The following is a 13562-nucleotide window of genomic DNA, read 5'->3' as shown; positions in this document are numbered from 1 at the left end:
CCGCGGCACAGCTGGCAGCCGCAGGGGGATGGACGCCCCACCCATCCCGACCTGCGCATGAACGCGGTGCAGCTTGTCACCTCGCGGCAACGGTGCGCTGTCGCAGAATCGAGTCACCGCTACGGCAGACGCAGCGGATGACCGCGAAGGAGACACTCTATGCAGATTCAGATCCAGACCGACAAGCACGTGCCGCATGACCCCTCTGTCGTGCAGCATGTCGAGAAGACCTGCTCCGCCCAGCTGGCGCATTTCGCCAACGACATCACCCGCGTCGAAGTGCATTTGCGCGATGAAAACGGTCAACGCGGCGGCGCGGCGGATCGAACCTGCAGCATCGAGGCACACGTCGCCGGCCTGCCGCCGATCGCGGCCACCAATAGCGCCGAAACCACCGCGTCCGCCGTCACCGGCGCCGCGCGCAAGCTGCGCACCGCCATCGAACATGCGCGTGGCAAGCAGCACGCCAAGGCGACCGCACCGCCGCCGGACATGCTCTGATCTGAGCATCCGAGCTACAGCAGGGCCGCATTGCGCCCTGCCGTGCCAAACCGGAAAAGACATCGGCCCGCTGCAGTGACACTGCAGCGGGCCGCTTTGCTAAGCGAGGTGGAGGCACCAACCACTGCAGCGAGCTGGCGCTTGGACGCCGTCGTTTACGGCACTACTTGCCGCAACCATGCGTGATGACCTGCGCTTGCCCAACAACGCGGCATCAACGTTTTGCCGGCTGCCATCCGGCCTCCAAGGCTTCTCTGGAACTGCAGAACATCCGCTCGCCACGTGCGGTGGCAATGGAGGTGCGTTCGTAGTCGCGCTGGCCGGGCATGTGGAAAATCTTTTTCCCCTTGCCAGAGATATTCCCTTTGATCTTGCAACCTGCGATGACAACAGTCGATACGTGGGATGAAGCCTTCACCGAAGACGCGCGTTTGGCGCGTCGGAAGTCCGATGGCATCTGGAAGGATCCGCTCCAGATGTTGCGCTCCTGCTGCTGGGCAATGCGTTCGTCTGCGACGAAGGAGGTGGCGTATTGGCGATACGCCACTGCCCAACCCGAGCGGACCATCCAGCCGTTGAGGGACTGTCCCTGGACGAAGCACTCCGCAACGACCCTTCCATAGCGATCCATGTCGTGCGGTTCACAGCGCACGGTCTTGTCCAGCAGATGGCTGTCCAGCGCTGCGGCTGAGCGTCGGCCACACGGCCAGGCGCGCCCGTCCTTGGCTGTGTACTGCTGTGCGCTTTCCGGGGCATCGATGCCCCAAAGACGGATGCGCTTCTGAGCGACGGTAATGGTGTCTCCGTCGGTCACCGTCGCGCGGCCGCTGAGCTCTTGTGCAAAAACGGATGAAGCAATCAACGCAAGCGAAAAAAACAACGCACATCTGAACAACATCAACAGCAATTTCCTTCAATAAATCGGCAACGCGCGGTCCTTTCTGCTCGCCTTGTTGGCAACGTTTCAGCCGGTTGGCTGTGTCAGGTCGGCTCCGTCGGCCTGATCGCCGGGCAAGCAATGGATGCGTGCCAAAACGGCCCGGCACTGTAGCGGGAAGCGGCTGCGAAAGGGAGCGCGATCCCGATCCCCTTGCCGCCAGGCTGACGTTCTTCTGGCCGCCGATGATCAGATGGTCAAGCGCTCCGATGTCGAGCAGGTCCGGTGATTGCTGCAGGCGCTCAATGAGCTTGCGGTCGGCTACGGGTTGAGCGAGCGGACAACAACCAGCCGGCCGCCGGCGCTGTCTGGCGGGGGTGAGGCCGGCGCACCTGCGAAGGTGGATCCGCATACTCGTCCCTGTCCTGGCGCTAGCGCCCTCATCCATGCCCCCAATCCCGATGGATTCGAGTGAACCGAGGTGGACACACAAGGACCCACAGGCAACAAAAAAACCCCCGATTTCTCGGGGGTTCTGGACTTTCTTGGATGTCCCTGGAGGGACCATCTGGTGCGCCCGGAGGGATTCTAACCTTTAGAACAAGTCCATGATCTAAAAGAAATTAAGATCAAGAAAGCCACGAAAATGCCCCCATTAATGCCCCAAATTACGTGGACGCTCATGGACATAATTGGATAGTTAGTAGAAGTCAAAACAGGAGCTGAACAAGCGCGCATCGTCGAAATCTCAGCTACTGTCTGTGATGTCGGCATCGACTTCACATGGCAAATAGCCCGTCAGCGACCCTGCCGAATCAACTGCAGCCATGGTACCCCTTGCCCATAGCGAGATGCAGCGCATTTGAACGCGCGAGCGTGCTCGAAACTAACCGTAGACGGAGTAACGCAGAAAGCCAAAGTCATGCCAGACATGATGTCCAGAAAGAACTGACCGGCAAGTCCACCTATGCCCCAATGGCAGGACTGACGGCCTTCATCGCAACGGAAGACCTTGCCGAGGCAGCCGGCGTCCACAGGACCTACATCGGCATGCTCGAGCGCGGCGAGAAGAATGTGACGATCTACAACATCGAGCGCATTGCACTGGCGCTTCGGGTTCGCCCCGGGTCACTTCTCGACTGACGGCAATTCAGTGGCCGAGCCCTGAAGGGCTCGGCCACTGAACACGTGGGACAAGACGAGTCGATGTCCGGCCTTGGCCGGGCGCGTTGTGCCGAGACCGGCCCCAGAGCGGATGTCAGCCCTACACCCATCCCCGGGTAGCCATCGAAACCGCCTGGTGAGCCGTGACCACGAAATGGTCCAGCAGCCGAATCTCCACCAACTGCAAGACTGTCTTCAACTGGACCGTGACAGCCCGGTCGGCTGCTGAAGGTTCAGTGTGGCCACTTGGGTGGTTGTGAGCCACGATGACTGCTGCAGCGTTCAGGGCCAACGCGCGCTGGACGACGATGCGCGGGTGCACCTTCGCGCCCTCCACGGACCCGGAGAACAAACGCTCTACCCCGATAAGCCGGTGCTGGTTGTCGAGGAACGCAACTTCGAAGTGCTCCCGTATCTCACCGCCCAACCGCAGCCGGAAGAACGCACCGCACTTGGAGACGTCACCTAGTCGTGGCCCTGGTTCGCAGGCACGCTGTTCGAGGATGCGTAGGGCGCGCGCGACGATCTTGTCATCCCGTGCGCGGATGACTTCCTGCGATGGTGCTGGCCCGCCATCAGGTGGCGCACATGTGCGTGTCTCAGCCTGCATCACGCCACCATCCCCATCACTTCGTCCCACGCGCGCTGCTTGATCTTGGCTCCGTGCCCAAACCAGGCCGCATCCCGGCGGTGGTCATCACTTCGAGCACGCCGATGATGATCAACGTGCTCGGTGATGGCATTGAGCAGACCCCAAGCCGTTGCTCGGCTGGAAGCAAGCCTGGATCCTCGCCCATCGCCCTCATACAGCGCGCGCACTTTGGCCACCGCCTGTTCGTTGACCACATGAGCCACATCGGGAGTGGTGTAGGTCAACACACGGCGCAACAGGGCATCGGCAGCGTCTGGGTCTACGGGGGATTCGCACAGAGCCTTCATTCGGTCGACGAAACCGCCCCAGGCCGAAACCGTAATCCCAAGCTGACGCTTCACGAGGTCCGGATCGAAGTGGCTTAGGTGCGGCACCTTGATGGCGCCACCACTGTCTCCCAGGGCAACCGCCAGGGTGTTGTTGCAGACCACCCTGATGGATGTGAATTGCGCTGTTGTGGCCAGCGTCCCATCACAGGCAGTGGCCAGGAGAAGATAGCCGTCCACTCTATCCCTCCCCCGAAGCACGGTGCTCTGACCTGTCCTGGCCAGCGCCCAGAACTTGCGCCCCTCACGCATGACGCCGGCCGTCTCCAGCTCAAATCCGTTGTACGCCGTCAGATCCCGGTAGAACTCCAGGATCTCCCCTGGCTGGACGACCTGGAAGCGCTTTGAAACCACTGCCAAAGGTGCTTTGTTATCAGAGCGATAGAGGACCTTGTTCCCTGGAAACGCATTGATGGCTCCAACGTTCTGGCTGCCGGTGCTGTATCGAACCTCGGATTCCTCGATCTTCCAATCCATCCCAGCCTGCTGCTTCCACGCTTCGATAGGCTGCTGTCGAGCGAGCTGAGTACCCAGCCCATGCCAGGGCTTTTGGCCAACATAGGCCATTGATTCAAGCAAGTGCATTGTTGATTCTCAATAGTTGAGGGCATAAATGCACAAGGCCCGGACGAGCCGGGCCTTGTGAGAGGTAACATTGGTCGTGCTGATCAGTGATCGAAGAAATCACTACAGTTAGGGCAATTCGCCGCCACCGTGCATTTGACGATGCCCGCCATGACGGCTGTGGCCACGACCATGATGCAGTAGATCAATTCGACCTTGCTCTTCATCATTACGTGCATCCTAAGCTGGCACTGCAATGCGGAGCGCCGGACGCGAAGCAAGAGAATGCCCTGCTTCTTGTCAGTAATATAGTTTTGAGAATATTTTAATTAGAGCCTCCGTTTTGCATGCGCCCTTCTGACCGGCCCCACGCTGGCGCATCCGGCGGCCACGCACAATCGGCAGATCGACGGTGGCATCACTCCCGCCAACGCTTCGATATCGGTATCGGCACCGACGGAGCCACTCAATGCACCTACTGCGATCAATGCTGGAGACACTCCAACTCCAGCCCTGCACTACACGCCAATCCACACGCACTGCATCGGTAGTCGTAAGCCAAACGATCCATTCCTCCGCGGCACATGAGCTTTGACATATCGGAACAGCGACCCGTTTTGCAAGGCTGACCCCAGCGCGCACCCTCTCCTCGACACCAGCACGTGCAGCCTAGTATCCCAATATGTATGGGCATATTTCAGTCACTCGCCGGTACCACCAGCAACCGTGCACATCCCTGTCCACCGCAATTTTTGAGCTTCGATGTGGCTATGGATTTTTTACATCGGCAGGCTCTACCTTAGGCACGCAGTTTCCAAAAAGAACGTGTCGGCCTACTTCCACTCCGCAATCAGATGTCGAGTCTCCAACAACTACGACAGCTGATCGGCTCAAGACTGCATGCGGAATACGCTGCCAACCAAAAGGCTACCAAGCGACATCTGCGTCGCTCCCATACCTGCAAGCGAGCACCTGAAATGACAAGTTACAGACATACCGGTCGCGTTGTTCTGGTGACTGGCGCCGGCAGCGGCATCGGCGCGGCCATCGCCCAGCAGTACTGCCGTGAGGGTGCGAGTGTCGCTCTATTGGACGCCGACGCAGCCGCTGTCGAGCAACATGCCGAGACGTTGCGTACCGCAGGGTCGACGGTGCGTTGGGTACAGGCTGACGTAGCCGACCATGCAGCCTGCGCGCAGGCATGCGTGCAGCTGAGTCAGGCCTTGGGACCGATCGATACCCTGATCAACAACGCAGGCGTCTCACCCAAACACAATGGTGCGCCAGCGCCTATATGGAGCATGCCGCCGGACGAGTGGCAGCGTGTGGTCGACATCAACCTCACCGGCACGTTCAATCTTGTGCGAATTCTGAGTCCATCTATGGTAGAGCGCAGATTCGGGCGCATCGTCAATATGTCCTCCGTTGCCGGCAGTGCATTTCTGCCGCTGGTGGCGGCCCATTACAGCGCGACCAAAGCAGCCATCATCGGTTTTACCCGTCACTTGGCCGGTGAGCTTGGCCCGTTCGGCATTACCTCCAACGCATTGGCACCGGGACGGATCGAAACACCCCTGCTCAAGACAGTCTCGGCACAGGCCAACCAGGCGGTGATCGAAGAGACACCGCTACGCCGGCTAGGATCTCCGCTCGAAGTGGCCAAGGCGGCATGCTTTTTGACGTCGAAGGAAAGTGCATTCATTACTGGCCAGGTCGTCGATGTGTCGGGCGGGTGGTTGATGCGTTGAGTAAGCATGGCATGGTTGTGAACCTGCCACACATTCTGCGGAGGGACAGAGCATGATGAAAGTAATCGGATTTCCCGGCCGTTACGCACAAGGGCCTGGGGCGTTGAAACAGCTGGGTAGCGTACTGAGCGATATGGAGCGCTCGCGCCCACTGGTGCTGTGCGATGCGTTTGTCGCCGAACACGTGTGGCCCGATGTTGCCTTGTCCCTGCAGGCGAGTGGTTTGGAGGCGACGCATATCATGTTTCCCGGTGAATGCACGCGGGCGACGATTGCCCAACTCTCCAGCCAGGCCAAGCCGCTGCTGCCCGACACCATTGTTGCGCTCGGCGGTGGCAAGACGATCGATACCGCCAAGGGCTTGGCAGCCGATCTCGGCCTACCCATCGTGATCTGCCCCACCATCGCCTCGAGCGACGCCCCGACCAGCAGGCTGATCGTGCTGTATGACGACAACCACAAAGTAGTTGGCGTGGATTATCTGAAGATGAATCCTTCGGCCGTCATCGTCGACACCCGGATCATTGCCCAGGCGCCGGCACGACTGTTTGCAGCAGGTATCGGCGATGCCATCAGCAAGAAATTCGAAGCTCGCCAGTGCCGCGCAGCCGGCGGCACAAACTCCTTCGGCACGCCCGCCCTGCATACCGCACTGATGCTGACCGACATGGTGTTCGACACATTGATGCGATACGGCATCCCCGCCTATCAGGCCGTGTGCCGCAATCAGGTCACCGACGACGTGGAACGTGTCGTCGAAGGTACTGTCCTGATCAGCGGCGTCGGTTTTGAAAGCGGTGGCCTCTCGCTGTCTCACGCACTGGTACGCGGCCTGACCTCTATCCAGACCATGGCCGCAATGCTGCACGGCGAGTTGGTTGCCTTTGGCACGCTGGTGCAAATGGCTGTCGAGCTACGCACGACCGAGGAGATCCGTAGCGTCGCCCGGTTGCTGCAGGCGGTCAAACTGCCCATCACGCTCGCGGAACTCGGCCAGCGCCTACCGCTCACTGCTACGGAGGTGGACAGGCTGGTGGAAGCAACGCTGTCAGCCGCTTACGCCAGGAACATGCAACCCGCGTTGACCCGGGAACGGTTAATGACAGGTCTGGTAATGGCTGATCACGTTGGGGCCGGCCTGGCTGCTACGCAGCCGGCCGCATAACGCTACTGCTGACATCCCCATCCCTGCCTACTGATGATGACGACTACGTCGAGGGCGAGAAATGACCGAAAAAAATGTTCCCCATGTTCATGACCTGCTCAAGGATTGCCCGAAGAACTGGGGCAAATGGGGCCCCGATGACGAGGTAGGAGCACTAAATTACCTCACGAACGTTGAGGTACTAAGAGGTATCTCACAAGTCAAGCAAGGCAAGACCTTTACCTTGCAGGTGCGCATCGGCGATCCCAAGGGTGACCCGGTCTGGCCCGGTCGCTCACAAGCCAGGCGAATCAACATCATGGACCGCGGACACTACAATTGCGGCAAGGGTCCGCACTTCCCGGGATCTTACGAATATGCAGACGACGTGATGTTTTTCCACCTGCAGGGTTCCACACAATACGACGCACTCGGCCATGTGTGGTACGACGACCAAATATGGAATGGATACGACGCCGACACCACCATTGGCTCGCTGGCCAAAGCAAGCGTGGCACCGATCGGAGAGCGAGGCGTTGTGGGCCGAGGCATCCTCATCGATATGGCGCGCTATCGTGGTAAGGACGTCCTGGATTCCGGCGAAACCTTCGACCATCTCGACCTGATGCAAGCCGCGCAAGCCCAGGGAGTCACCATTGATAAACGCGACATTCTCATCATCCGCACCGGTTGGATTGGCTCCTTCTATAAGCGCGATTCAGAGGAATTCTACAAGGACTTTATCGAACCGGGACTCACCTACAGTCCCGCGCTGGTTGATTGGTTCCACGAAATGGAAATCCCCAACATCGTGACCGACACGATTGCTAACGAAGTCACCGTGGACCCGGTTTCCGGCGTGGCATTGCCGCTGCACAACGCACTGATGCGAAACCTGGGCATCACGCTGACAGAAATTGCGTTGCTGGATCCGCTAGCTGCTGATTGCGCCTCCGATCAGCAATGGACATTTCTCTATACAGCTGCGCCGTTAAAAGTGGTTGGAGGAACCGGTGCACCGGTCAACCCGGTCGTCATCAAGTAACCCGACCCTGAGCCCGTCCCAGAGCGCGTCTCTGGGACGTGGCGTCTAGTCATCTGATATCGCCTACGTGTTCATCCGTGCAACTGGCCTGTGCCGGCGTGTCACAACAGATGTGCTGGTAATCACCATTTTCAGGGCAAGCGGCCTGCCCTACCCTTGAATCAGCCGACTACGGCGTTCCTGCAACTCCGTTGCAGCGACTCCGCCAGCCAACAAGAGGAACGAATATGAATACTCCTGCAAAGCCCGATGAACTTGCAATTCCGTACCAGCTTCCACAGGTGCCCTTTATGACAGCTGACATGGTTCATCCAGGTGTCATGACCCAGTGGCTTGAAGATGATGAACTCTGGGTGCCGGTGACCAAGTCGGTGTCCTTCAAGCCTTTGCTGCTCAACACGAGCGGCGGTTATTACATCAATCTTCTGCGCGTCCGCCAAGCTGGCGTGCTATCGCGGCATCGACACACTGGTGGTGTGCATGCCATCGTGCTGAAGGGGCGCTGGTTCTATCTCGAACATGACTGGGTTGCCGAGCAGGGATCGTTTGCCTATGAACCCCCAGGCGAGACCCATACGCTTTTCGTCCCCGAAGACGTCGAGGAAATGATCACTTGGTTCCATGTGCAGGGCGGTTACACTTACGTAGATCCCCAAGGCGTTGCTGTAGGGTATGAAGATGTTTTTACCAAACTCGAAACCGCCCGTACCCATTACAAGTCGCTCGGCTTGCCGGACGACTATATCGAGCAGTTCATTCGCTAGGTGTTGCCGCAGAACAGAAGCGCGCTACGACGCGTTCTTCAACTCGTGCACTCAGGCGAGGAAATTTCGGACAACAGCCCTGGATAGTGCATGGATAATTACTCCCAGCTATTGGCATTCATATGGTCCGTAGAATGCGGTAGTTTTTCCGCAGCTGCTCGCATCCACAAGATGACACCTTCGGCGGTGAGCAAACTGATCACAAGGCTGGAGAATCGGCTGCAGGTGCGGCTTTTCCAGCGCGGTTCCAGGGTCCTCACATTGACCGAGGAGGGTGCGGCCTATCTACACAGCGCCAAGGCGGTGGTGGATGCCATGCAGGAAGCAGACTCCCTGGCCGAAGCACTTCCATCCAGAGTCAGCGGCACACTGCGACTCCACACCATGACATCGTTTGCCAAACACCAGATCTTGCCTTGGTTACCGGAGTTCCTGGATTTGTATCCAGCTCTGGACGTTGACATCCAGGTGGGCGCGCAGTTTGTCGACCACTTTGAGCAGGGGCTGGATATCGCAATCCACAGCGGTGTATTGCAGAGCTCATCGCGCATCGCCAAGCGCATTGGCCAGACACAGTGGCTGATCTGTGCTTCCCCACGCTATCTGGCAGCACATGGAAGCCCCTCGGTACCGGCAGATCTAGCTACCCACCGCTGCTTCAACTTCAGCTTCATCAGCCCATGGAACAAATGGTCGTTCCTGCAAGATGGTGAAGGTGTTTCGGTGCCGATCGCAGCCCGAGCCTCTTTCACTCAAGGCGACCTGTTACGCGACATGGCGTTGTCAGATGCGGGCATTGTAAAGCTCGCCGATTTCCACGTTGGGTTGGACATCAAGGCCGGCACGTTAGTCCGTCTGCTCGAAGCGTTCAGCCCGAACGTCGTGGAGCCAATCTATCTGCTCTACGCGGACAGGAAACACCTCAGCCCTCGAATTAGGGTATTTGTCGATTTCTTTCAGGAAAAATGGCAAAAAAATCCTTGGCAAATTACTTAAAAAACACAATGTCTTCCAGCGTTGAGCCAGATAGTGTTCCCAATATCTAAACCTGTTTGGATGGAGGGCTTTCCGAATGGATGGACTTGAAGTACTGGCTCGCACCACTACGCGCGGCCGCTATTAAATAGACGCCAATGATGATTGGCGTCTATTTCCTCAATCAGGACGATTTACGCATTGGCCGCTCTCGACAAGTCGCTATTCGAGTAAGAGCGCGTTATGAAATTTGAAATAGCGTGGCTGCATTTCCAAGCATCAGAATCGTAAAAACAAAAAAGTGCAAACCATCTAAGGCCTCCGGTAATCGCTCATAGTCAAGTGCTAGCCGTCTGAAACGATTGACCCATCCGAAGCTGCGCCCGACGACCCAGCGGCGCGGCAGCAAGACAAAGCCTTTCTTCGCTTCCTGCAGCTTGATGACGTGCAACTCGACACCTTCTTCCTTGGCCGCCTGCGCCGGTTCTTGACCGGTGTAGCCCTGATCGACAAAAGCGATCTTGACCGTTTCACCGGTCACGTGTTGTACCTCCTGTGCCAACGAACGCACCTGCGCACGTTCCTGCTCATTGGCTGGCGTGACCTGGACGGCGAGTAGATGTCCCAGCGTATCGACCGCCATATGTACCTTGCTTCCCTTCTTGCGTTTATAGCCATCGTATCCAGCACACTGCCCACTTTCACAGGTGGACTGCAACGTACGGCCATCGAAAATGACCGCGCTCGGTTGGCCTTTCTTATCTGGTGCCACACGCAAGAGTGCGCAGATCGCTGACCATGGCTTCAAGCAGCCAGTCCGCAGCCAGCGTTGCGTTTGCTGATACACCGCCTCCCAACGCGGGAAATCGTTGGAAAGCAACCGCCACGTTGCGCCGGCGCTTGCGATCCGGCGCAGTGCATTGAATATCGCGCGTAACGCGTACTTGCGCTGCAGCGCCTGCGCATCCATCAGTGTCAGATAGGGCGCAGCAAAGGCCCATTCTTCGTCGGAAATATCGGTCGGATAAGGCTTACGTGGCTTCATCCGTATACGTTAGAGTGACAAGAGCAAAGTTCATAACACGCTCTAAGCTGGCCCGGCCATCGACCACCTTCTGCATCGCGCCGCCCAGCGCCTCGACGAATAGCCGCAGCGGCTTATCCGGAAAGACCACGGCCGGGTGCAGCTGCGCCCCCCGACTCAGCCAGATTGCATTGGCCAGGTGGTCCCCGCCGGGGATCGCGATGATGTATCACTTGGGTGCTCAGGTGCTGTAGCGGAAATCGATCAACTGCGACAGGGCTCCGGCAGTGGTCGCGCCCAGTTGCGGTCCCGCCGCTAAGCATTCTTTCCTGCAAAGAGTGCTAGCACTCACGCTCCTCAAGGTGAGCATGTAGCGTCGCGTATCTGCGGTGCGTTGCTAAGAGGTTTCCAGCACCACGGCTAGGCTGTCGCTTATCGGCGCGCCACCTGCTCGGCCTTGGTCTTCGCAATCCACTGGCGCACACGCTGTTGCAAGATTGCCAGAGGCATTGCGCCGTCGGTGAGCACCGCAGTGTGAAACGCGCGGATGTCAAAGCGTTCGCCGAGCTCCTTTTCGGCTTCCTCACGCAGCGTCATGAATTGCAGTTGGCCCAGCTTGTAATCCAGCACCTGGCCTGGCCAGGCGATGTAGCGATCGGTTTCGGCCTGCATGCTGGCCTCGTCGTCGGACGGATGCGCGTGGAAGAAATCCATCATCTGCTGACGGTTCCAGCGCTTGTAATGCACGCCTGTGTCCAGAACCAGCCGATTGGCACGCAAGAGATCAGCAGACAGCCTGCCGTAGTCGCTGTAGGGGTCCTTGGACAACCCGACGTTCTTGCCGAGACGCTCGACATACATTGCCCAACCTTCGCCGTAGGCGTTGTAGTCGCTCTGCTGGCGGAATGGCGGCAAGGGCAGCGTCTGCGCGAGCGAAATCTGCAGGTGATGGCCCGGCACGCCCTCGTGATACGCGATGACCTCGATGTTGATCAGGGTACGTTGAGCGACGTCGCTGGTGTTGACACTCACGACCCCCGGTTTGCTGCTTCCCGGGCTGCTTTGCAGGTAGACGGCGGGCGTGCATCTTCCGCGGAATCCCGGCATCGCCTCGACGTCCAGGGACTTCTTCGGCAGCTGCTCGAACACCTTGGGGAGCTCGCGCTGCATTCCCGCGACGTCGTGCCGGTACCGCTCCAGTATCTGCTCGGCGGACGTGGCGAAGTGGCGCTTGTCGGTCGCTACCGTCTTGCGGAAGCTGGCCAGATCCGCGTAGCCCTGCGCTTTGGCGATGACGGTCATCTCGCTTTCGATGCGTGCGACTTCCTTCAACCCGATCTGATGAATCTCCTCCGGCGACATATCGGTGGTGGACTGGGTGTGGACGGCGTAACGGTAGCGTCGCTCGCCGTCGGGAAGCGACCACAACCCTTCCTGCAGGCGCCCTTGCGGGGCGTATTCATTACAGACGAACACCGAAAGCTTGGCGTACGCCGGGCGGACCTGCTGGTCGATGGCCGCCAGCAGTTGCGTCCTTAGCGCCTCGCGCTGGTCGGCCGGCACCACGCCATCGAGATTCTTCAACGGGAGGCGAACGGGCTCTTCTCTCCAGCCTGGGCCACAATCTTGTCGATCTGTTCGGGCACACGCTCGAGCAGATAGCGCGGCTGCATCAGACCATCCTTTGCGCCCTGCCGCGAGACATCGATGATCTGATCGACCAGCGCGGGAAGCGTCTGCAATCGCTTGATGTAATCCTGATAATCCTTGACGGTCTCGAAGGGGAAACTATCGCCATACCCGGCAAGTGTCAGGTGGATGCCGACGACCGGATCCAACGGCATCTCATAGGTCTTCAGGTCGATGCCTTGCAGCGTGTCGCGCCACTGGCCGAGCATCATCTGCAGGCTGAGTTCACGTTGTTCGTCCAGCGCTCCGGCATCCACCGCTTCGAACTGCTTGAGCAGATCCACCGCGTCACTGCGTTCTTTCTGCACGGCCTGCAGCGAATAGTCGCTCCAGCGATCGTCATAGCGTCTGTCGCCGATGCTGCTGGCGAGCTCTAAGGTTCGTTTCAGCTGGTGCCGCCACTGCGTGTCGAGCAGCGCATCGAAGGCCTCGGCGGCCTGTTCGGCAGTGGGTGCAGGTGTTGCGGTGGCCGCCTTCTCCGCGGCAGGCGGCGCCGGTTTGCAGGCGGTGAACAATGCGGCTGCAAGCAGACCAACGGCAACAGGGCGCATCAGGTTCATGGCGTCATTCCAATCGAGGGCAAGGGTTGGATCGAGTCGTTCATTGCGGCACCTTCACTCCTCTCATGGGGTCGGACCCTGGCCACTGCACTGGAGCGGAGACCAAAAGACAGACATCTGCGACGCGTCCTGCACGATCCGTGCGCGGGTAAACACGGCATAGGCTCATACACATGATTCTTGCCTAGCAAAACCTGCGCATTTCTCACATCTCCGTAGCCCACGTCTGCCTCATGCACAGGCTCGGTCACATCTGCAGATGGTCATAGCACAGTGTGCTTTGTGCGGTTGCGGGAGCTTATATGCACTCGCCGTCGTTTGGTCGGTCACCTCGGCGCAGTTTCGCGTCTGGCGCCATTGACTGCAGAACGCGTCACTTACACGCACTCGCTGCCAAGATCCAAGTTCCCCTGCAATATGTCGATCAGTTGCACCAACGTGAGCATCGCTTCCAGGCGCAGCAGCGATTCCGTCTGAGAAGCGTCGGCTAGGCCCGCGATCAGACTCTTGACTTACATACTCAAACCTT

Annotated in this window: 12 protein-coding genes and 2 pseudogenes; 7 read left to right on the top strand and 7 right to left on the bottom strand. The window is 58.8% G+C overall.

The features are described from left to right. Positions 1–159: 159 nt before the first annotated feature. Positions 160–501, top strand: coding sequence for an HPF/RaiA family ribosome-associated protein (locus tag ABS769_RS14165; RefSeq protein WP_006451224.1), 342 nt, complete (start codon positions 160–162; stop codon positions 499–501). A 214-nt stretch (positions 502–715) separates the two neighbouring features. Here ABS769_RS14165 and ABS769_RS14160 read toward each other — a convergent pair whose 3' ends face one another. Both ABS769_RS14160 and ABS769_RS22730 read right to left on the bottom strand, forming a co-directional pair. Continuing rightward, positions 716–1399: a thermonuclease family protein gene (locus ABS769_RS14160; RefSeq protein ID WP_317063233.1), complete on the bottom strand. Its 684-nt coding sequence runs from the start codon at positions 1397–1399 to the stop codon at positions 716–718. Between the two features lie 199 nt (positions 1400–1598). Beyond that, positions 1599–1790: pseudogene (locus ABS769_RS22730) on the bottom strand (JAB domain-containing protein); the annotation flags it as partial. Between the two features lie 371 nt (positions 1791–2161). Here ABS769_RS22730 and ABS769_RS14150 point away from each other — a divergent pair. Then, the gene (locus ABS769_RS14150) at positions 2162–2521 is read left to right on the top strand and encodes a helix-turn-helix domain-containing protein (RefSeq protein ID WP_317063231.1); all 360 of its coding nucleotides are present in this window, start codon (positions 2162–2164) and stop codon (positions 2519–2521) included. A 121-nt stretch (positions 2522–2642) separates the two neighbouring features. On the opposite strand, the gene ABS769_RS14145 is transcribed toward ABS769_RS14150, so the two are convergent. The 3 genes from ABS769_RS14145 to ABS769_RS14135 all read right to left on the bottom strand — a co-directional run bounded on the left by ABS769_RS14145 (position 2643) and on the right by ABS769_RS14135 (position 4314). Continuing rightward, positions 2643–2957: a JAB domain-containing protein gene (locus tag ABS769_RS14145; protein ID WP_434801684.1), complete on the bottom strand. Its 315-nt coding sequence runs from the start codon at positions 2955–2957 to the stop codon at positions 2643–2645. 194 nt (positions 2958–3151) lie between these two features. Then, entirely contained in the window at positions 3152–4105 is a 954-nt protein-coding gene (locus ABS769_RS14140; protein ID WP_350498184.1) for a DUF932 domain-containing protein, read from the bottom strand. A gap of 83 nt (positions 4106–4188) precedes the next feature. Next, positions 4189–4314, bottom strand: a complete 126-nt coding sequence (locus tag ABS769_RS14135) for a hypothetical protein (protein WP_317062990.1) — start codon at positions 4312–4314, stop codon at positions 4189–4191. 624 nt (positions 4315–4938) lie between these two features. On the opposite strand from ABS769_RS14135, the gene ABS769_RS14130 reads away from it, so the two are divergent. The 5 genes from ABS769_RS14130 (at position 4939) to ABS769_RS14110 (ending at position 9781) form a co-directional block, all read left to right on the top strand. Beyond that, positions 4939–5832, top strand: a complete 894-nt coding sequence (locus tag ABS769_RS14130; protein ID WP_350498183.1) for an SDR family oxidoreductase — start codon at positions 4939–4941, stop codon at positions 5830–5832. A 52-nt stretch (positions 5833–5884) separates the two neighbouring features. Beyond that, positions 5885–6997 carry a glycerol dehydrogenase gene (locus ABS769_RS14125; RefSeq protein WP_317062991.1) on the top strand — a complete coding sequence of 371 codons (1113 nt, stop codon included), beginning with the start codon at positions 5885–5887 and terminating at the stop codon, positions 6995–6997. 61 nt (positions 6998–7058) lie between these two features. Further along, entirely contained in the window at positions 7059–8021 is a 963-nt protein-coding gene (locus ABS769_RS14120) for a cyclase family protein (RefSeq protein WP_317062992.1), read from the top strand. Positions 8022–8248: 227 nt separating this feature from the next. After that, entirely contained in the window at positions 8249–8785 is a 537-nt protein-coding gene (locus ABS769_RS14115; protein WP_317062993.1) for a 2,4'-dihydroxyacetophenone dioxygenase family protein, read from the top strand. A 90-nt stretch (positions 8786–8875) separates the two neighbouring features. Then, positions 8876–9781, top strand: coding sequence for a LysR family transcriptional regulator (locus tag ABS769_RS14110; protein WP_317062994.1), 906 nt, complete (start codon positions 8876–8878; stop codon positions 9779–9781). Positions 9782–10001: 220 nt separating this feature from the next. Here the strand turns inward: ABS769_RS14110 and ABS769_RS14105 are convergent, their stop codons facing one another. Both ABS769_RS14105 and ABS769_RS14100 read right to left on the bottom strand, forming a co-directional pair. Further along, complete coding sequence (locus ABS769_RS14105; protein ID WP_317062995.1) at positions 10002–10805, bottom strand: IS5 family transposase; 804 nt, start codon at positions 10803–10805, stop codon at positions 10002–10004. 411 nt (positions 10806–11216) lie between these two features. After that, positions 11217–13033, bottom strand: a pseudogene (locus ABS769_RS14100) (DUF885 domain-containing protein). Positions 13034–13562: the final 529 nt, after the last annotated feature.

This window comes from Xanthomonas hortorum (assembly GCF_040279205.1).
GTDB classification, from domain to species: Bacteria; Pseudomonadota; Gammaproteobacteria; order Xanthomonadales; family Xanthomonadaceae; genus Xanthomonas; species Xanthomonas hortorum_F.
The sequence above is the reverse complement of the archived record's forward strand: the minus strand, read 5'-3'. Positions and strand labels throughout refer to the sequence as shown.